Consider the following 18,735-nt stretch of genomic DNA (forward strand, 5'->3'; position numbering starts at 1 on the left):
CGTGCAGTCCTGTTTTTTCGATCGGCCTTTGCTTGGACTCTTAAAATGCTCAGCGATACTCAGCTCCTGCGTTATTCACGGCAAATTTTTCTACCGGAGATCGATATCGTCGGCCAAGAAAAGCTTCAGGCCAGTCGCGTGCTTATTTTGGGCTTGGGTGGTTTGGGTAGCCCGGTTGCGCTTTATCTGGCGGCAGCAGGCGTGGGGCATTTGGTTCTGAGTGATCCTGATGAGGTCGATGTATCCAATCTGCAGCGGCAAATCGTGCATCGTACCGATGCGATCGGCATGTCGAAGGTCGAGTCCGCCAAGCAAACGCTGTTGGCGCTGAATCCGGACGTACAGGTAACCGCGCTGCAGGGTGTTTTGGATGATGCAGCCTTGCTGGCAGAAGTGCGTCAGGCCGATGTGGTGCTGGCCGGAACCGACAATTTTTCCAGTCGGCAGGCAGCTAACCGCGCCTGTTGGGAAGCAGGCGTGCCCTTGGTGTCGGCCGCAGCTATTGCCTGGGAAGGGCAGATCAGTGTTTTTGACCCGCGGCGCGAAGACTCGCCTTGCTTGCTCTGTTTGTATCCCGACACCAGCGATACAGCGTTGAACTGCGCAGAAACCGGGGTGGTTGCGCCCTTGGTAGGGGTTATCGGCACCAGTATGGCCATGGAGGCGTTGAAGTTGATCGTGGGTGTGGGGGAGCCCTTGGTTGGGCGACTGCAACTCTATGACGCTAAGCAAGGCACTTGGACCACTTTGCGTTTGCGCGTGGACCCCGCATGCCCGGTATGTCGCTGAGTTTCTGTCAATCCTCCGCGCTGGCGTCGCTTATGACCAAGCACACCTGATTGCGCCCGGCGTTTTTGGCTTGATAAAGGGCTTGGTCGGCGAGGTTCAGTAAATCGTTGATCACCATGTTGGTGTTGTGCTCATGGTATACCGCACCAATACTCACAGTAATGACATCCGCTGTGGGTGAATATCCATGCGCAATGCCCATGTCTTGCACGCTTTTATTCAAGCGCTCGGCAAGAATTTTTAGCTCTTCTCGGTTCTTTACCTGTACCACGCAAGCGAATTCTTCACCACCAAACCGATTGGCTAGGTCATCCTGCTGGCGCATTCGACTTGTGAGGTGAGCACCCATGCGCCGCAATACCTCATCGCCGGCCAAATGCCCATAGTGGTCGTTATACGGTTTGAAATGGTCAATGTCGAGCAGCAAAATGCCGACGGGCTGCGCTGCACGTTGCAAAATCATCGCTAGGTGGTCATATAGGGCGCGACGGTTTGCCAACCCGGTGAGGTCGTCTGTGGATGCCAATACACTGAGGGTACTGTTGGCGTCCATTAGCCTATGTTGCATCGAGCGTAACTCTTCGACGTATTCATTTTGTACCATCACTGGGTTGATGACGTCTGCGAAACGGGTCAGTAACAAATGCTGGTGAGGCGTCCAGTGGTGAGAGCCTCTCCAGTAAGATGCTGTAACCAAACCATAGACATCACCCTGTTGCAGCATGGAAATCATGGCGACTGACTTTGGGCCCATATCACGCAACAGGGCGGCAGCGTGGTCGTTGTTTTGGGCCGCTTGCGAAAGGTCGTCGTAGCTGATCAATTCGCGATGAACCATTCGCTGGTGAAGGTCATTGTTGCCGTGAAATTGGCCGATGGGGCGGTCTTTAGGTGGTGGAATGTCAACATTCGCCGCCGTCCAATAGGCGACAACGCGAAAGCACTGTTGTTCGTTTCGATAGACCACCAAACGATCGACATCAAGTGCTTGGCCAGCTTCGGCCAAGACACTTTGCAGGGTCATGCTGTGTTCGTCGGGGTGTCCTTGCAAGAAGGCCATGCTGATATCGGCCATAAAATCATCGATCTGCGTCAGTTCTGACAGACTGCGATCACTCTCCTGCACCAAGGCCTCGAGATGGCGCTGGTAACTTTGTAGTTTCTTTTCCGCTTTGCGGCGCCGGGACATGTCTTGGCGGACTTGTTTGCGCAACGTCTCCAAGGCATCGGCAACGGCATCGAGCTCGTCATGCCGATATTGGTGACGGTTCAGAGCGAAAGGCTCCCGTCGTCGATGCAGTGCCGACGAATTGGTTTGACGCGCCAGTTCTATCAAGTGACGAGATATTAGTAACTGCACCAGAATCAGCATGATAATGGCTAAGGAGATGATCTGCGCTGCATTGCTGGTGATTAATGTGACAAGGTGGCGGCGCGTGTCAGCGGCTATTTGATCCAACGGAAACGTGAGGGCAATACTACCAATATTTCTACCTTCCCAAGACAGACTGTACTCCGCGATGCCATATGCGTTAGAAACTATTGAGCCGGCAACGTGCGTTATGCCATCGTTACCGGTCAGGTCAACATGTTCGACATAGGGCACGGCGACAATGCCAGCCAGCAGTGCTTCCAGAGCTACAGTATCGAGGTCCCATAAGGCTCGTTCGACACCTGGCTGACTTACCAAGAAGACGCTGTTAACTGCCTCCTCGAGCGCAGTAAATTGTGCTTGATAAAAAGCCCGTGTTTGCTGCGTTACCAGAAATAGCGTGAATAGGGTGCTTAGCGCCAACAGCATGAGCGCTAATCGGGTGGTTATGCTAGAACGAAATCTGCGCATAGTAGGTAGTTCGGCCATGGGCGACTTCCAGCTGTCCAAGGTAAAGAAACCAAAGCTTCATTCTCAGAATAGCAGCGTAGATCAGTGCTGACCAATGTTCTGGCGCAAATCCGTTCGTTAAGGCGTCGGATTTAAAACAACGGCGGGTTGGCGTGCCGTTAACAGTGCTTTCTCACCCAGGGCGAGATTGCAGTCGAAGGGTGCCAGTACCTTGTAATCTCGGCCTTGCGCATGCACTACGTAAAAATAGTCGTGTCCGCGAAACTCGCGGCTGATTACGGTGCAGGTGTTCGGTGCTGGTTCAGTGCTGGGCTCCAAATGCATGTGCTCGGGGCGCAAGGATACGACGACCAGCCCTTGGGCAGCACTGTGCAGTTCGATCTCCCCGAGTGCGGACTGAGCAGTATGGCCACTCGCTTCGACGTCCAACAAATTTGTGTGGCCTAGAAACTCAGCGACAAATGCATTGTCTGGACGCTGATAGATATTCTGTGGGCTGTCAAGTTGGCGTAAGGTGCCACCCGCCATAACTCCCACTTTGTCGGCAAATGACAAGGCCTCAGCTTGATCGTGGGTGACCAGAATGGCCGTAGTGCCTGCCTTCTTGAACAGGCGGCGCATTTCATTGCGCGTGCTTTCTCGAAGTGAGGCATCCAGGTTTGAAAAAGGTTCATCCAGCAGTACTAAATCTGGCTCGGCGGCCAAGGTGCGTGCCAAGGCCACACGCTGCTGCTGTCCGCCCGACAGCTCATGCGGATAGCGTTTGCCTAGCGAATTCAGATTCATTAAGTCCATCCATTCGGCTGCACGCGCCGGACGCAGCTTCTTGGTCAGTTGACGCATGCCGAAGCAGATATTTTGCTCTACGGTCATGTGGGGAAAGAGCGCGTAGTCCTGAAAGACAATACCAATACGCCGCTGCTGGGGCGGTAAAGCCGTTACGTCTTCGCCGTGCAAATGAATAGTGCCTTGATCGGGCTGCTCGAAACCAGCGATCAGCCGAAGGGTGGTGGTTTTGCCGCAACCACTGGGACCCAGTAGCGCCAGGATTTCACCCTTATAAAGCTCAAATGATAGATCGGATACAGCCGGTACGTCCGTGCCAGCGTATTGCTTGCTCAGATGGGTAATGCGAATTTGTTCAACACCTTGAGCGGTGAGATCTGCGACTGCATTGGCGGGCATGGGAGTGACTGTCTTCAGTTGAGCATTCATAGGTTTTTCTCACGATGCAAGATCATACCCACTGATAGGCTGGAAAACAAAACTATCGCGGCGGCGAACGGCGCGGCTTCCGCCATCATGCCTTCCGAGGTACGAGAGAACACAGTTACCGCTAGCGTGTTAAACCCCGTAGGCGCCAGCAAGAAAGTAATGGGCAGCTCTTTCATGCAAAACAAAAATACTAGGGCGATGGCGGCCAAGATACCTTGCTTTAGCCGCGGCAACAACACGTGGAAGAAGGTGGCAGCCGGCGAATAGCCCAGTGCGTTCGCAGCTTCTTCAAGATTGGGGCGTGACTGGATCAGCGCACTTCGGATAGGGCCTGTCGCTAGCGCAAGAGTGGCCAGTGCCCAAGAAAAGATCAGCAACGCCAACGTTTGGTACAAAAAGAATGCGGTATGCAGTGCGAAGAAAACCATGGCCAGCGCGAGCGTCAGTGGGGGCAGGGCATAGCCAATGTAGACGGTGCGCTCCATAAAACGCGATAAGCGCGATGGGTGGCGTATGGACAGATAACAAATGGGCAGCGCCATCGCAGCAGCAAGTACTGCGGCGGGCAGAGCAGCGCTAGCAGAGCGTAAGAAGGTCATGGGCACCTGCTGAAAAACACTCAGGTCCGGCGGCGAAAGCAACAACCAATAGGACAGCATAGCGACGGGTAAACCAACCGACAGCAATACGACGACAGTCACATAAAGCCATGCCAGCGGCGCTAACTTACCCAGTTTGGCCCGCGGCGCTGGGCGCTGCGAACCACTGCCAACACTGTTGAGTCGACGACGTTTGACCAGCAGAACTTCCATGAACACGAACGACATGGCTAAAGCCAGTAGCATTATAGACAGCCATGCGGCGTAAATGCGGTCAAAGGCCCCAGAGTATTGGTTAAATATCGCGTAACTGAAGGCTTCGTAGCGCATCAACGCGACCGCACCGAAGTCCCCTAACACGTATAAGCCGACGACGAGGTAGCCAGCCAGTAGTGCTGGCGTCAGGTGAGGCAGGAGTATATGGCGGGCAATGGCCAAACGGCCATAACCAAGACTGCGCGCGCTTTCTTCCAAATCGCTGTCTAAGCCGAGTAATGCACTGCGCACGTTCAAGAATATGTACGGGTAGGTATACAGCGACAAGGCCGCAACGGCACCCCAATAGCCATGAATGTTAGAAATGTAGATATTAAAGAGGCGAGCCAGTGCGCCGTAGTTACCACCAATACCGAGCAGCGCATAGGCCATCACATAACCGGGGACTGCTAACGGAACCACGGCAAGTACCGTAACGATACGACGCCAACGTAAGTCGGTGCGGGTAACCAGCCACGCCATGGGCAGTGCCATCAGCGTGGTAAATGCCAGTACGCCAAAGGTCAAAGCGAGGGTGTTGCGTAAAAGGTCTAGGTTACGTTGGCGTAGAATAAGATCGAGCGCTTCTGCGACGTCGGCTTGGGCCGCCCGAACGAATAGGTATACCACGGGAATAAGCATGCACAGGGTGACGACGATCGCCGGAACTAAGACCCATAACGTGGGACGTCGGCGCGTGGTTGAACCTGTGAGTAGAGCCAAACTGCTGGTCATCGTTACCTTGTGAAGGTTAATGCGTCGTAGCCCACATAAAAGGTGATGGGTGGGCTACGAGGCTTGTTATTACATCAGTCCAGCATCGCGCAAGAGGCGCAATGTGCCGGGCAAATCGGCCAGTTCATCGAGGTCAATTTCTGGCGCCAAGACCAGCAGTTCACTCAAGTCAGTCAACACAGGATTACTGATGACACCCGGTGTAACAGGGTATTCATTGATGACAGATGTGAAATATTGCTGTGCAGACTGAGACAACAAATATTCGATAAAACGCACCGCATTGTCTTTGTTACGGCTGGGTGCTAAAACGCCGATACCAGCCACGTTCACCAGATTGCCAATGTCGCCAGCGGCAAAGAACGTTTGAGCTACGGGGTAGTTAGGGTCAGCGTTAACAAAACGCGGTAAATAATAACTATTTACGATTGCGAAATCTACATCCCCATCAGCAATGCCCTGAACAGAAGTGGTGTTGTTGCGAAAGATTACAGGCTCATTTGCCCTGATGCCTTTCAGCCATTCCAGAGTGCGCTCATCACCATGCTGTACGCGCATAGCCGTCACAAAGGCTTGGAATCCGCCGTTGGTGGGAGGCACAGCTAGGCGGCCCTTATATTTTGGATCGGTCAGTTCAAACACCGACGATGGTAAGTCAGCCGCATTAACGCGCTCGGTGGAATATGTTAGTACGCGCGCTCGGCCACTGGCAGCAACCCACTGGCCTGTGCGACTGGTGTAGATGGCGGGCAGATCGTCATACACTCGGCTGGGCAGTGTGGCCAACAAACCATCTTTTGCCAGAGAGCCCATGGCGCCAGCGTCTTGACCCCAATATAGGTCGGCTCGGGTGCGGGTTCCTTCTTCTTGCAGCAACAAGGCCAACTGTGCGGTATCGCCATAGCGAACATTGACCTTGATGCCGGTATCACGTTCAAACTGATTGACGATAGGCTGAACAAAAGATTCCCCTCGGCCGGAATACAAGGTGAGCTCATTGGCGGCAGCAATGCCTGAGACCAGTGAAGCGGAGAGGGTTGCGGCGGCAAGCCATGATTTACGCATGCGTGAAACTCCTGTTTCTGAGCTTGGTTCGACGCTGTTTTACCGGCGTCATTGGTGAGTTGTTAGCAAGTGTAATGAGAATCGTTATCGTTGTAAATAGGAATGATGATCAAACGCATTGTAATTTAGGGGTGAGAAAAGGGCAGACTGTATAGCAGTGAAAATCCATTAATTTACCCAAGGAGGCGCTGCGCAAATTAGGTATACTGCACAGCATCATTCATATGGTCGTAAAAGGAGTGCGTCGATGCTGGGTCCAATAACGAAGCTTTTAAAAGCGATTCAGTCCGAGGCTGGCCCGTGGCAGCTCGCGTGGGGGTTCAGTCTCGGTATGATGCTGGGATTAACCCCATTCTGGTTAATCAGTTTCTTTGTGCTTTTATTGCTGCTCATATTGCGGGTCAACATTGCGGCCGCTATGGCGGGGTGGGCGTTGTTTGCGCTGGTGTCTTTACTGACCAACCCATTGGCGCACGGCATTGGTGAGTGGCTGTTGCTGCACCCAGGCCTGCAGGAATTTTGGACTTCCTTGTATCAATATCGGGTATGGCAGATTGCTCGCTTACATCACACCCTGACGTTGGGCAGCTGGTTACTGGTGTTGGTGCTTTTGGTGCCAGTAGCGGTCGCTGCTCATGCGCTTATTCCATCCATCCGGTTGCATGTTATTCCACGCTTGCAAAAGTACCATCTACTGCGCACTGGCAAGAGTGTAGGCCTGATTAATCGAATGACAAGCATGTGGCGGGGTTGAACATGACAAAGATTTTTCGCTGGAAAGGTTTGATCCCATTCGCACTGATTGTCGGGGTGCTCTGGGTGGGCGGATGGCTTTTCGCTGACACCATTGCTCGACAGGTTCTGGTCAGTTCACTGACACGTATTCAAGGGGCGCAAGTGGACATAGGCAGTGCCGATGTCAGTTGGCGGCCGATGGGGATAGTGGTAACGGAGTTAGCTTTCACTGACCCCAACCAACCGCGCTTGAATGCTTTTGAAATTGAGCAAGCCGCGTGGCAAATGGATGGTCTGGGGCTGTTAACCGGCAAGGTAGTTATTGAGGCGTTAGCTGTCGATGGGCTGCGTTTCGGTACCGAGCGAGCGACGCCTGGCCGGGTGCGCGCTAAACCGGCGGTTGACCCTAGCGCACCAAGAGAGCCGTCGCTGGCCGATCGAGCTGCCGATACGGTTGACCTGCCTTCGCCGCGCGAGGCGCTCAATCGCCATGGTGGTTTATTGACCGATGAGCGTGGTGACCAGTTGCAAGATACGTGGTCGACAGCCAACAGACAAATCATTGAACGCGCGGCGGCCCTACCAGACGATGAGTCTCTCGCCAGCCACCGGGCGCGTTTACGCGCTATCCAAAACACCAGTTTCGACAGCCTGGCCGCATTGCAGGGCGCACAACAAGAGATTCAGCAGCTCAGCCGTGCAGTGGCGCAAGATCGCCAATCCATCGACCGGTTCCTGAATACACTGGACAGCAGTGAAGACGAAGTCCGCGCTGCCTTGGCGGCGTTAATCGGTGCGCCGGCAGAAGACTGGGCAGCCATTCTGTCGACCTATAACCTATCGCCTGAAGCGCAGGTGGCATTGGTCGGTCTATTAATGGGGGAACAATGGTCCGATTGGCTAGCACAAGGTCAGTATTGGTACGCTCAGGCCGAACCTTGGATTCAGCGATTGATGGATCATCGGCGAGCTTCAGCAGAGGCTTCGGCTGCGGCGCGACGCTCTACCGTGACAGGCTACTATGTGTTTTTCCCTGAGGACAATCCACAGCCGCGATTCTGGCTGAAAGATGCGCGGGTGAACGCCTATACTGCGACCGGAGACTGGCGGGCCCGCCTCTCCGACGTGTCGACCAACCATGCCATGATCGGCCGACCTGCGCGCCTTGAGGCCAACTCAACAGTTTTGGATGCGGCTGACTCCGCGGAGTTAAGCATGGTGTGGGATATGCGCACCGGCAATCGGCTGGATTTGGATTTGGGTGTGCGGCAATGGCAGATCTCAGGTTGGCAGTTGAGTAACCCTGAATATCCGCTTGGCTTGCGTCGTTCAAGTACCGACCTGCGTGTCACAGCCGGGCGTGAGGGACGCTGGGATGGTAATCTGGCTTGGCAGTTTGGTGCGGCGGAGTTTGGTATCCCTGCCAGTTGGGGTAGTGGTAATGTGATGCGACGTGCCCTGGAGAGTGTAGACGGCTTTGCCGTCGAAAGCCGACTGAGCGGTTCCGGATTGTTTCCACGCATGGATTGGTCGTCCAATTTAGATGATCAACTGCGCGCCTCCATTCGCGGGCAGTTCAGTGCTGAACTGGCGCGCTGGCAAGGAGAGGTTGAGGCGGAGCTTGCGGCACGCCGGGCAGCTTTTGAAGCACCTATTCGGGCCGAGTTGGCGCAGTTGCAGGCGCAGCGTCGAGAGTGGGAACAAAAGAAAAACGATCTCGAGCGTGAAGTGGTCGATACTTTGGCCGCATTGGAGCGGCAGATGGTTGGTCGGGTTGATACGCTGGAAAGTCAGCTTGACGCTGAGCGCCGTGCCGCCGAGCAGCGGTTACGGGAAGAGCAACAGCGTTTGGAGCAGCAAGCAGAAGATGAACGTAAGCGCTTAGAACAGCAAGCGGAAGATGAGCGTCGTCGTTTACAAAGAGAGGCCGAACAACGGGCCCGTGATGCATTGCGGAACCGCAGTTTTTAATGAATGAGAATCAAACCGGGAGAAGGTGTTTTGTCTAAGTGGGGAGTAGTTGCAGGGATTGCCCTGTTGGTGGCGGGCGCTGTAGGGCTGGGTAATTGGGCGGGCATGGCGGATTTATCGTCGAGTCGTTCGGCTGGACCGTCGCCAGCAGCGGTGGATGCGCGGTTACGTGAGCTGGGTCTGACGGAAGATCAGTTGCAAGGTACCATTCAGCGCGGCATTGAAAATTTCATCTTAGAACAACAGCAGGCTCAGGTGCGCGCGGAAGCACAGCGTGAAGAGGCAATGGCCGCTCGCTTGCGTCCTATCGATCCGGCGGAAGACTTTTTGCGTGGCGCTGTTGATGCAGAGTTCAGCATGATCGAATATTCAGACTTTGAATGTCCGTTCTGCAAGCGCTTCCACAGCACAGCCGCTTCGTTCGCGCGTGACAACCCGAGCCTGAACTGGGCACATCGGCACTTCCCGTTACGATCACACGATCCGCAGTCGACGATGGCTGCAGTGGGTGCAGAGTGCGTGGGCAGCTTAGTGGACGCGCAGGCCTACTGGCAGTACACCGATGCCTACTACAGCGGTACGCGGTCTGGTGGGCGTGGTGTTGAAGGTCAGTCGGTGGTTGATTTGATGGTGGCCGTGGGTGTTGAGGTACAGGCCGCTGCCCGTTGTCTGGAAGACCCAAACATGATTGCGCGCGTACAGGCGATGTCGGATGAAGGTCAGAGTGCCGGTGTTACTGGCACTCCAGGCATCTTCATTCGCCACAACCCAAGCGGGCAGGTAATGCGCGTGCCAGGCGCGGTACCCTTGCCGCAGTTGCAAAACAGCTTTAACCAGTTCCGCGCCAGCGTGGGGGGCTAGAAGGTACTTCTAGTCCTCGGCCAGAAAAGCCCTGATCCGTTCCGGTGTGGGTGGATGGGTAGACAGATACTGGTTCAATATGCGGTCGTCTTCTTTTTCGGCCTCTAGACATTGAGCCAGTTCAGTACAACCTGAGCCATAGGTGAGACGCATCATGATGCGTTCAAAGTGGGTCAGGTCCAAACCACGTTCCAGCAGGTAATGGCGGGCGAAGGCGTCGGCTTCGAACTCGAACTTACGAGAATACGCCAGCTCAGAGAATATCAGCGGTGCTGACAACAAAAGCTCAGCAGTGGCCGACGTATCACCGGTCACCAACACCCAGGCTATCCCCATGATTGACCCACGAATAACCGACTGTAAGCCGTGTCGATAATGCACGTGGCCTATTTCGTGCGCCAAGATCGCCAGCAGCTCATCATCATGTTGGGACAAGGTGATGAGTTGGTCGGTAAATAGCACGGTGCCATCGGGGAATGCGAGGGCATTCGCTCCTAGCCGACCACCATCGCGAAAGACAACCTGCAAGTTAAGGTCGCCATAGCGTTCGAGTGTCGGTGCAAAGTGCGCCATGATCTCTGCTTGGCGTGTTGAGCTGAGTTGCGATTCGTTAAAGACGCCTCGATCCATCAAGGCCAAGGTCTCACGGGTAAGTTGCTGGGTGACCGCATGAGGCACTTGAAATGCCACCTGCCGCGCGCCCCATGGGATGCCGTGCATGACCAAAGCCCAAACAAATACCGCTACCCCGACGAGCGTCAGTAAAATGAAGCGCTTGTGCGATTCCAAACGATGCGCCAATCCGGCACGTGTGCCCGGGTTGTGCGCCGCGACAATGGCGTCAATGGTGTCGTTATCAGTGGTCTCGAACTTGCCTTCGGGATGGCTCAGGTAGCGTGCCGTGCGGCCTATACGTGATGAAACCTTAAGGTCGTCGAGCGGTGCATTGAGTAGCGTCTGGTCACCCTCTTGGTTGACCAAGCGACAAACACCGCGGGAATCGACACGACAACGCGCAGGAACACGCTGTGAGGAGCCTGTGGCGTACCACACCCCCTCGACAGTATAAATAGGAGCCGTCAAAACGATTAAGCCCCTACATCCAGATCAAAGATGTCGCCAATGCCTTCGCCCAAGGCGGAAACATTGCTTTCTTCGGCAGCAATAAAGTCATCCAAATCACCTTCGACCACCGCCTGTGTATGATCAGCAGCATACTGCGCTGTACGTACCTTGGCCCAAGGGATATAGATACCCAGAGTCAACATGGTCAACAGGGTGTTGACAGTGATCAGTTTGAGGTAAGAGCCAAACTCCCAAGCTGGGTCGAAGCCATGCAAACCCAGCGTGGTGTACGTGAATTTCAGGTTTGCCATACGCACACTGAAAAAAGCAAAGAGACTCAGATAGAGCATTAGCCATACAGGTACAGCCAACGCAATGGTAAAGCCGCTGCCAATCGACACCAAAATGCCAATCAATACAGCGCCAGCCACTAACATACCAAGCAAGACACCAAAGAGGCGATAGTAGTCACTGGCCGTGGCATGGAAATGAAAGGGCGTAGTACCAAATTGATGGTTACTTAGGATGTATTGCTGCTGTTTGAAAATGGCGAGCGGAAAAACTAAACCAAGAGTCAGCATGCCGAGAATCGGCCAAGCAATAAACACCTTAAAGGCGTCCAGTGTTTTGCCCACGAATACAAAGGGCACGTTGCGGTAACGACTGTTACGTGCGTTGAAGCGCAGAGACTGACGAATGGCCCACGGCATAAACACCATGAAAACACCCCATGCAATCAGCCCCCAAATCAATGATGTATTCTCCGCCAGTGCATATAGAATGAAGAAACCCACGGCAATCAAACGGCCAATCAAAATGCGCACGGGGTTTGCCGTATATTCGAACGTTGATCCTTCTATTTCAGTGTTACCATAGAAATACTGCTTGTTGCGAACCTTGGCCCACGCCGAGTAGATGCCCAGTGTCACAATGGATAGCAGGATATTCACGATCCAAATGCCAAAGTACTCACGCCCACTGCCATGGAAACGAAAAGGGCTAACGCGGGTGGCGGGCTTGGCTGTAGCTTCGGCAGTGCTATTGATGCGCGCGGATATCTCGGCAGATGCCCCCGTGCTCGTGGTGGCTTGAGCACTGTGTGCTCCCGTCATGGCGGACCCGTCCGCTGCGGCGTGTGCTTCGCCCGCTAACGGCTCTAAACTGAGTTCTGCAGTGCTGTTCAAACTCTCCCTCGCGACCAATTCGACCTGCATGCCAATGGCAGCCAGTCGCTGGCGATAATTTTCAGCGGTACGGTTATCAACATCGGCTTTTAAGGTGGCGCGGTGGCCAGAAAACAATTTGATGGCCTTGTCGTGGGCGATGGCAAAGAGTTCGATGAATTGCGTTTTTACGTGTTCGAGTTCATAGCCGTCTACCAGCTTTCCTTCAAATATCACATCATAGCGTGCGTCGGTCATGTGACGTCCTTCTGTAGTTGTTGTTCCATTTACTTCCATTTTCTACGTTGGGGAGTGTTCCCAGTAGGAGCGCCAGAGTAGCGTAATCGCTGGGGATTTCACAAATTTTTCTCTTTAACGAGTGATCAAAGGTAGAAAAATGGTGCGGAAACTGGTGTCTGTTGTTCGCTTCAACTATAAACGTTAGATCAAAAACATTCAGGGCGCCGGAAAATGGTCTTTGTGCGTTGGATTATGATGCTGCTTTCTTGTTGGTGCGTTACCGTTGCCAGTGCTTCAACGTTGACAGTGCGCGTGGTCACGATCACCGAGCAACCGGAAGGGCATATATTCTATTTGCAAGTATTGGAGGAAGCGCTTCGCCTCAGTGGTCATGAATTTGAAATTCGTGTGCTTGGGAGTGTGCCGCAAGTCCGCGCTCAAGCATACTTGCAAGCGGGTACAACCGATGTCTTTTGGATGATCCGTGATGCGCAGCGCGACCAGCTCTACTTGCCGGTTGATGTGCGCCTCAATAGCGGCTTGATTGGGCACCGAGTACTCATGATTCGCCCTGAAGATCAGGCGTTATTTGATGATGTGACCGACCTCGAGTCTTTCCGGAAGCTGGGTTTGACAGTAGGCTTTGGTCGAGGTTGGATAGATAGCTTGGTGTGGGCCGCGAATGACCTCAAATACTATGAGGAGCCTGGTACATGGAGTGTGATGTTTGACAAATTGATTCGCGGGCGTGGCGACTTCGATTACCTATCGCGCTCCGTGAAAGAGATCGGCGATGAGCTGGTTCAGCATCCTGCGCTGGTGGCAGAGCGCAATTTGGTTTTGGCCTACGACCGTGATGAGGCGTTTTATGTGTCGCAGCAGCGCCCGGAACTCCATCAGATACTGAGCGAGTCGATGCTAGCCCTTGAGCAGAGCGGGCGCCTACAACAATTGGTAGATGCCTATTGGGGTGATGTGTTAGACGGCATCGATTTTGACTCGCGATTGATCATTGAATTAGTTACCCCCTAGTGCTTCTAGGGGGCTTCTTTGATCAGTTGATTGCGGACTGCAGATGTTTGATACGGGCGTCTTTTTCATGCCATAGGTCGGAGACCCATTGCTGAAAGCGCTCACGATATTCTGGATTGGTTTGATAGCCGCCGGTCAACCACTCAGGCTGTATGTCGATTTGTTGAATATCAACGACCACCCGGCGGATACGGTTAGTCATCAGATCCCAAAATGTGGGGATGCCGTCCGGGTAGACGATGGTAACGTCCAAAATAGCATCCAGCTGTGTCCCCAGTGACTCCAAAGCAAAGGCAATGCCGCCAGCTTTAGGGCGTAGCAGTTGATCGTATGGAGAGTTCTGGTGGTCGTGTTTCTCTTGTCGAAAGCGTGTGCCCTCAGCAAAGTTTATGACGGAGACCGGCAGGCCACGGAATTTTTCGCACGCCTTGCGGGTAATTTCCATGTCTTTACCGGCCAAACTTGGTTTGCGAGCTATTTGCTCTTTCGAATACCGTTTCATAAAAGGGTAATCCAGCGCCCACCAGGCTAAACCGAGAAGCGGTACCCAAATCAACTCTTGCTTAAGAAAAAACTTGTAGAACGGCACTTTTCGGTTCAATACCTGAATGAGTGCTGGGATATCAACCCACGACTGATGATTGCACACGATGAGGTAGGACGTATCTTTGCGCAGCGGTATGTCGCAGTTAACCTCCCACTGCGTGGAAGTCAGTAAGGCGAAAATGCCCTTGTTGACTTCGGCCCATGTTTCGGCAATTCGCATTACCGCAATCGTGCAGCTACGACGAAAAGATTTAATAGGTACAATCAGCTTCAACAAAGCAATGGTCATTAAAGGAATCATGCCAATGACGGTTTGAATCAGCATCAGCAATAAGGCCAATATGCCGGCAAGCTGTTTTTTCATGAACTGCATTTCCTACTCGAGATGAAAGTTATTCTGAACACTGTGCACTGCGACGGCATATTGTGTATTCTTTGTGCGTCGAAGTTTGGTTCAATCAGGCCCCTAAGGAGCCTCGGTATGTATAAGATTAACCGAAAATCAGCCTGCTGTTGTCAAATCGGTAAGTTTTGTGTGATTTAGAGTGCCATTATTGTCGCTCGACGTACTTGGACCAATACGGCTTCTGGTATCTGTGCCAGAATATAAATATTAACTGAAGATAATGGCGTCGTTGCTGGAGGTGCTGAATTGCCGAACGATAGCAAAGAACTGCAGCATGCTCAGCGGCGCTCTCGACGGCAGCGGCTGTTGCTCGAGCGCTATCGTCAAGCTTTCGCAGTGCAGTCCGCCTTGCTTCGTTTGGCGGATTTAGCCAGCAGCGTACCAAGCATGAGGGACTTTTATCCCGCCGTACATGAGGTGGTCAATCAGCACCTGCACGCGGTAAATTTTTATGTCGCTTCAGTCGATCTTACTACTGAACGATACCGTGTCGAATACTTTGCGGATGAAAAAGACGGCGAGTTTTCAGAGAGTATCTCATCAGACTTATTGTCCGGCGGGCTCACGGGGTACGTCGTGCGTACCGGGAAGCCATTGCTGTGTGGCCCGCAGGAATATGAACAGCTAGCCAATGCCGGTGAGATAGGCCGACACGGAACCATGAGCCATGAGTGGATGGGCGTTCCCCTGCGGCGGGCTGATCGGGTGATTGGTGTCATGGTCGTACAGACCTATGATGCCGGATTCCATTACACCGAGCCGGATCAGCAGTTGTTCGAGCAAATCGCCGAGCACACCGTTATTGCCATTGATCGGGTGCGGCAGCGTGAATTATTGGAAGCGACCGTGCAGCAGCGCACCGCAGCTTTACAAGACACCAACGAGTCGTTGCAGCGTGAAATTCGTGATCGGATCGAAGCGCAAGAGTTGCAAGTGGCGCTTTATCGCATTTCTGAACTGGCGGCAGACAGCGCCGACACTTCAGAGTTTTATGAAGCCATCCAAGGGGTGCTGGGTGGCTTGATGCACTCAGAAAATTGCTACATCGCCTTGTTGAGTGAAGATCGTACACTGCTTACCTTTCCCTTCTATCGCGATCAATACAGTTTGCCCGCCTTTACCAAACCACTGGGCCGAGGCTTGTCCGAGTACGTTATACGAACTGGCGAGACCACCCTCATTGACGAAGACAGAGCAGAGGTACTGACGGAGCTGGGTGAGATTCGAGCCAGTGACTACAACAGCTTATTGAAAGGCCACCAGGCGACCAGCTGGTTGGGCTCTCCGCTGATCGTCGAAAACGAGGTAATGGGTGTTATCGTTGTGCAGTCTTACGATGGGTATTATGTGTATGGACAACGAGAGAAGGAAATCCTGCATTTTGTGTCGCAGCATATTGCCGTAGCCATTCAGCGCCGCTTGGCCGCCGAGCAGCAACGCCTGCATCATGATGAGCTGGAGCGTCGCATTGTTGAAAGTACCCAAGAGTTGCGTGAAATGAATGCCAGCCTGATGCGCGAAGTAGAACAGCGCAAAAAAGCAGAGGAGCGCCTGTACTTTGAAGCCAATCATGATGCGTTAACGGGGCTGGCGAACCGGCAAAATTTCTTGCAGCAATTGACCCAGCAATTTGCTATGCGGCGGCGGAAGAAGGCGGGTATGGCCTTGCTGTTTCTGGACATCGATCGATTCAAAGAAATCAATGACACCCATGGTCACCATATCGGAGATGATCTGCTTTGTGAGGTCAGTTCGCGCTTGCTGGCCGTGGTGCGTGATCACGATGTGGTTGCCCGCTTGGGCGGTGACGAGTTCGTTGTTTTGTTGACGGTGTTGGACGACGACATCGTCGCAGAGGAGGTGGCGCAGCGTATCATCGTAGCCATGAGCGATCCGGTGCGTATAAAGGGATTGGTCTTAAATACCGGTGCCAGTATCGGGATTGCTTACTGGCATGCGGGATACAAAACATCTGAAGACTTGATGAAGAATGCTGATGCAGCCATGTATCAAGCCAAGGGCAGTGGTCGTGGTTGCTATCTGGTTTACAGAGAAGACGTAGGACCTTCCAAGGAGTAACGCTGTGAAAACAGTGGAGCAGGGCCGGTCGTCTCTCGTGTCAGCACCGCCGTACTTTTATTCCTCAACTGCTCCCTAGGTTCAGTTCTCCCCACCTTCACTTCCATGCTATGCTGTGCCCATCTTTGACAATCCTATTGCTTGAAAACAGGGACTTAATATGGGTACAGCGATGATTTGGATTATAGTAGGCGTGCTGTTGATTTTGTCGGAATTGATGGCGACCAGCATTGTGGCGGTGTTTTTGGGCATCGGTGCCATTGTGACCGGTGTTTTGCTGTATTTCGGTGTTATTGAAAGCTTTACCGCTCAGGCCATTGTTTTTGGGGTCGTCAGCTTGTCATCCCTGATAGTGGCACGTAAACGTTTTAAAACTATTTTTGGCGGCTTCACAGCAGACGCGGGTGAACAGAGCACACAGTTTCAGCGCGATATTGGCGAGCGCGTGACGGTTCTGGCAGATTTTGAACAAGGTGCTGGGCGTGTGACCTTGAACGGAGTGGCGTGGAACGCGGAGTCCAGCGACGACTTAAAAGCCGGTGAGGTCGCTTGGGTTATTGCGAATGAAGGCATTAACCTTACAGTCAGCAGAAAGGCTCCGTAGAGAGCTCCAGCAAACGGGTACACAGGTCTTCAACAGAAGGCTGAAATTTACGACATAAACGGAAGGAAACACAATGGAAACGATAGATATTGGCTCAGTGTTAGCGCTCGGCTTTGCCGTAGCGGTTGTTATTATCATCCTGAAGTCGGCGCGCATTGTGCCGCAGCGAAGTAACTTCGTGATTGAGCGTCTGGGTAAGTATTCTCGGACGTTAGATTCAGGTTTTCACTTTCTGATCCCCTTCGTTGATAAAGTCGCTTATCAGCAGCTGCTGAAAGAAGAAGTGATTGACGTTGAGCGCCAGGCTTGTGTGACCAAAGACAACATCCAAGTGGGTATCAACGGCGTGATGTATATTCAGGTGGTTGACTCACACAAAGCCAGTTATGGCATCAACGACTACCGCTATGCCGCTTCCCAGTTGGCCCAGACCACCATGCGTTCGGTGATCGGTCAAACGGACCTGGACAAAACCTTTGAAGAGCGCGCTAAAATCAACGAAGAAGTTGTCAAGGCCTTGGACGACGCGGCAGCTCCTTGGGGCATTAAAGTACTGCGTTACGAGATTTCTGATATTGAGCTGCCTGCCAGCATCAAAGACGCCCTGGAACAGCAAATGCGTGCCGAGCGCGAGCGTCGTGCCGCGATTGCTAAGTCAGAAGGCGAGCGCCAGGCGATGATCAACGTGTCTGAAGGTCAGAAGCAGGAAGTCATCAACCTGTCTGAAGGTGAGAAAATGAAGCAGATCAACGAGGCCGAAGGTCGGGCTCGTGAGATCGAATTGATTGCTGAAGCAACGGCGGAAGGTATTCGTAAGATCGCCTTGGCGATCAAAGAACCAGGCGGCTCGGAGGCAGTGAGCTTGCGTATTGCAGAGCAGTACGTAAAAGAGTTTGGTAATCTGGCGAAAACCAACAACACCATGATCATTCCAGCAGAATTGTCGAACATCGGCGGTGCGGTAGCTGGGTTGTCGGAAGTGTTGCGCGTCACGAACAACACGAACAAGAAGTAAGTGATACTCTGATGGGCGGTCGCCTGGCCGCCCATCAACCTTTTTAAGACCTACCTTGACCTTCCGGTTGCCATAAGGTCTATCCTTGCCTCACCATAGATGAAACCTATATGGGAGGTTGATGATGAAGATCGGTGACGCTGCAAAAGCTTCCGGCCTGAGTGCCAAAACCATCCGCTATTACGAAAGCATTGGCTTGCTGAGCAGCCACCGCTTAGACAATGGTTATCGAGACTATGGGGCGCGTGACCTGGCGGCCTTAAAATTTCTGCAACGTGCTCGCACCTTAGGCTTTAGTATCGAAGACAGCCGCAGCTTGCTGACGCTGCAGCAGAACCCTGCGCGCGCCAGTGCGTCGGTAAAACGAGTAGCGGAACAGCGGTTGGCCCACCTTGAAAGCCAGATCAAAGAACTGCATGCTATGCAAGCCACGTTGCGAGAGTTGGTGCAACAGTGCCCGGGCGACAGCTCGGCCGATTGTGCCATTCTGGACGGTTTAACGGGCTCACCAGACTGA

The 18,735-nt window shown here is 53.2% G+C and carries 16 protein-coding genes; 9 read left to right on the forward strand and 7 right to left on the reverse strand.

Going from position 1 to position 18,735, the window contains the following annotated elements; translation table 11 throughout:
• Nucleotides 1–45 precede the first annotated feature (45 nt).
• The gene (locus tag NFC81_RS05075; RefSeq protein WP_304996451.1) at nucleotides 46–789 is read left to right on the forward strand and encodes a molybdopterin-synthase adenylyltransferase MoeB; all 744 of its coding nucleotides are present in this window, start codon (nucleotides 46–48) and stop codon (nucleotides 787–789) included.
• A 7-nt stretch (nucleotides 790–796) separates the two neighbouring features.
• Here NFC81_RS05075 and NFC81_RS05080 read toward each other — a convergent pair whose 3' ends face one another.
• From NFC81_RS05080 to NFC81_RS05095, 4 genes are all read right to left on the reverse strand, one after another.
• The gene (locus tag NFC81_RS05080) at nucleotides 797–2,650 is read right to left on the reverse strand and encodes a sensor domain-containing diguanylate cyclase (RefSeq protein ID WP_304996452.1); all 1,854 of its coding nucleotides are present in this window, start codon (nucleotides 2,648–2,650) and stop codon (nucleotides 797–799) included.
• A gap of 99 nt (nucleotides 2,651–2,749) precedes the next feature.
• Nucleotides 2,750–3,847, reverse strand: a complete 1,098-nt coding sequence (locus NFC81_RS05085; protein ID WP_304996453.1) for an ABC transporter ATP-binding protein — start codon at nucleotides 3,845–3,847, stop codon at nucleotides 2,750–2,752.
• On the reverse strand, nucleotides 3,844–5,436 hold the full coding sequence (locus NFC81_RS05090; RefSeq protein WP_304996454.1) for an iron ABC transporter permease: 1,593 nt from the start codon (nucleotides 5,434–5,436) through the stop codon (nucleotides 3,844–3,846). The genes NFC81_RS05085 and NFC81_RS05090 overlap by 4 nt, the downstream gene beginning before the upstream one ends.
• A gap of 69 nt (nucleotides 5,437–5,505) precedes the next feature.
• The gene (locus NFC81_RS05095) at nucleotides 5,506–6,501 is read right to left on the reverse strand and encodes an iron ABC transporter substrate-binding protein (protein WP_304996455.1); all 996 of its coding nucleotides are present in this window, start codon (nucleotides 6,499–6,501) and stop codon (nucleotides 5,506–5,508) included.
• Between the two features lie 247 nt (nucleotides 6,502–6,748).
• Here NFC81_RS05095 and NFC81_RS05100 point away from each other — a divergent pair, with 247 nt between their 5' ends.
• The 3 genes from NFC81_RS05100 to NFC81_RS05110 are packed head-to-tail and all read left to right on the forward strand — an operon-like array spanning nucleotide 6,749 to nucleotide 10,068.
• Entirely contained in the window at nucleotides 6,749–7,255 is a 507-nt protein-coding gene (locus NFC81_RS05100) for a TIGR03546 family protein (protein ID WP_304996456.1), read from the forward strand.
• A gap of 2 nt (nucleotides 7,256–7,257) precedes the next feature.
• Nucleotides 7,258–9,207, forward strand: coding sequence for a TIGR03545 family protein (locus NFC81_RS05105; RefSeq protein ID WP_304996457.1), 1,950 nt, complete (start codon nucleotides 7,258–7,260; stop codon nucleotides 9,205–9,207).
• Nucleotides 9,208–9,237: 30 nt separating this feature from the next.
• Nucleotides 9,238–10,068 (forward strand): thioredoxin domain-containing protein, encoded by an 831-nt coding sequence (locus NFC81_RS05110; protein WP_304996458.1) that lies wholly within the window; start codon nucleotides 9,238–9,240, stop codon nucleotides 10,066–10,068.
• Between the two features lie 9 nt (nucleotides 10,069–10,077).
• Here the strand turns inward: NFC81_RS05110 and NFC81_RS05115 are convergent, their stop codons facing one another.
• Both NFC81_RS05115 and NFC81_RS05120 read right to left on the reverse strand, forming a co-directional pair.
• Nucleotides 10,078–11,049, reverse strand: a complete 972-nt coding sequence (locus tag NFC81_RS05115) for a M48 family metallopeptidase (RefSeq protein ID WP_304996459.1) — start codon at nucleotides 11,047–11,049, stop codon at nucleotides 10,078–10,080.
• Between the two features lie 107 nt (nucleotides 11,050–11,156).
• Nucleotides 11,157–12,554, reverse strand: coding sequence for a YjgN family protein (locus tag NFC81_RS05120; protein ID WP_304996460.1), 1,398 nt, complete (start codon nucleotides 12,552–12,554; stop codon nucleotides 11,157–11,159).
• A 213-nt stretch (nucleotides 12,555–12,767) separates the two neighbouring features.
• Between NFC81_RS05120 and NFC81_RS05125 the strand changes: the two genes are divergently transcribed.
• The gene (locus NFC81_RS05125; protein WP_304996461.1) at nucleotides 12,768–13,568 is read left to right on the forward strand and encodes a hypothetical protein; all 801 of its coding nucleotides are present in this window, start codon (nucleotides 12,768–12,770) and stop codon (nucleotides 13,566–13,568) included.
• Nucleotides 13,569–13,590: 22 nt separating this feature from the next.
• Here NFC81_RS05125 and NFC81_RS05130 read toward each other — a convergent pair whose 3' ends face one another.
• Nucleotides 13,591–14,478: an acyltransferase gene (locus NFC81_RS05130; protein WP_304996462.1), complete on the reverse strand. Its 888-nt coding sequence runs from the start codon at nucleotides 14,476–14,478 to the stop codon at nucleotides 13,591–13,593.
• A gap of 288 nt (nucleotides 14,479–14,766) precedes the next feature.
• On the opposite strand from NFC81_RS05130, the gene NFC81_RS05135 reads away from it, so the two are divergent.
• The 4 genes from NFC81_RS05135 to NFC81_RS05150 all read left to right on the forward strand — a co-directional run bounded on the left by NFC81_RS05135 (nucleotide 14,767) and on the right by NFC81_RS05150 (nucleotide 18,735).
• Nucleotides 14,767–16,599: a diguanylate cyclase domain-containing protein gene (locus NFC81_RS05135; protein ID WP_304996463.1), complete on the forward strand. Its 1,833-nt coding sequence runs from the start codon at nucleotides 14,767–14,769 to the stop codon at nucleotides 16,597–16,599.
• Nucleotides 16,600–16,771: 172 nt separating this feature from the next.
• The gene (locus NFC81_RS05140; protein WP_304996464.1) at nucleotides 16,772–17,203 is read left to right on the forward strand and encodes an NfeD family protein; all 432 of its coding nucleotides are present in this window, start codon (nucleotides 16,772–16,774) and stop codon (nucleotides 17,201–17,203) included.
• Nucleotides 17,204–17,276: 73 nt separating this feature from the next.
• Nucleotides 17,277–18,218: a stomatin-like protein gene (locus NFC81_RS05145; protein WP_304996465.1), complete on the forward strand. Its 942-nt coding sequence runs from the start codon at nucleotides 17,277–17,279 to the stop codon at nucleotides 18,216–18,218.
• A 121-nt stretch (nucleotides 18,219–18,339) separates the two neighbouring features.
• Nucleotides 18,340–18,735 (forward strand): MerR family DNA-binding protein, encoded by a 396-nt coding sequence (locus NFC81_RS05150; RefSeq protein WP_304996466.1) that lies wholly within the window; start codon nucleotides 18,340–18,342, stop codon nucleotides 18,733–18,735.

Source organism: Salinispirillum sp. LH 10-3-1 (genome assembly GCF_030643825.1).
GTDB lineage: Bacteria > Pseudomonadota > Gammaproteobacteria > Pseudomonadales > Natronospirillaceae > Salinispirillum.

Coding starts and splice junctions, on each gene's coding strand:
- NFC81_RS05125 (WP_304996461.1), top strand. CDS start 12,768: ATGGTCTTTGTGCGTTGGATTATGATGCTGCTTTCTTGTTGGTGCGTT.
- NFC81_RS05075 (WP_304996451.1), top strand. CDS start 46: ATGCTCAGCGATACTCAGCTCCTGCGTTATTCACGGCAAATTTTTCTA.
- NFC81_RS05130 (WP_304996462.1), bottom strand. CDS start 14,478: ATGAAAAAACAGCTTGCCGGCATATTGGCCTTATTGCTGATGCTGATT.
- NFC81_RS05150 (WP_304996466.1), top strand. CDS start 18,340: ATGATGAAGATCGGTGACGCTGCAAAAGCTTCCGGCCTGAGTGCCAAA.
- NFC81_RS05090 (WP_304996454.1), bottom strand. CDS start 5,436: ATGACCAGCAGTTTGGCTCTACTCACAGGTTCAACCACGCGCCGACGT.
- NFC81_RS05085 (WP_304996453.1), bottom strand. CDS start 3,847: ATGAATGCTCAACTGAAGACAGTCACTCCCATGCCCGCCAATGCAGTC.
- NFC81_RS05095 (WP_304996455.1), bottom strand. CDS start 6,501: ATGCGTAAATCATGGCTTGCCGCCGCAACCCTCTCCGCTTCACTGGTC.
- NFC81_RS05140 (WP_304996464.1), top strand. CDS start 16,772: ATGATTTGGATTATAGTAGGCGTGCTGTTGATTTTGTCGGAATTGATG.
- NFC81_RS05145 (WP_304996465.1), top strand. CDS start 17,277: ATGGAAACGATAGATATTGGCTCAGTGTTAGCGCTCGGCTTTGCCGTA.
- NFC81_RS05105 (WP_304996457.1), top strand. CDS start 7,258: ATGACAAAGATTTTTCGCTGGAAAGGTTTGATCCCATTCGCACTGATT.
- NFC81_RS05080 (WP_304996452.1), bottom strand. CDS start 2,650: ATGGCCGAACTACCTACTATGCGCAGATTTCGTTCTAGCATAACCACC.
- NFC81_RS05100 (WP_304996456.1), top strand. CDS start 6,749: ATGCTGGGTCCAATAACGAAGCTTTTAAAAGCGATTCAGTCCGAGGCT.
- NFC81_RS05120 (WP_304996460.1), bottom strand. CDS start 12,554: ATGACCGACGCACGCTATGATGTGATATTTGAAGGAAAGCTGGTAGAC.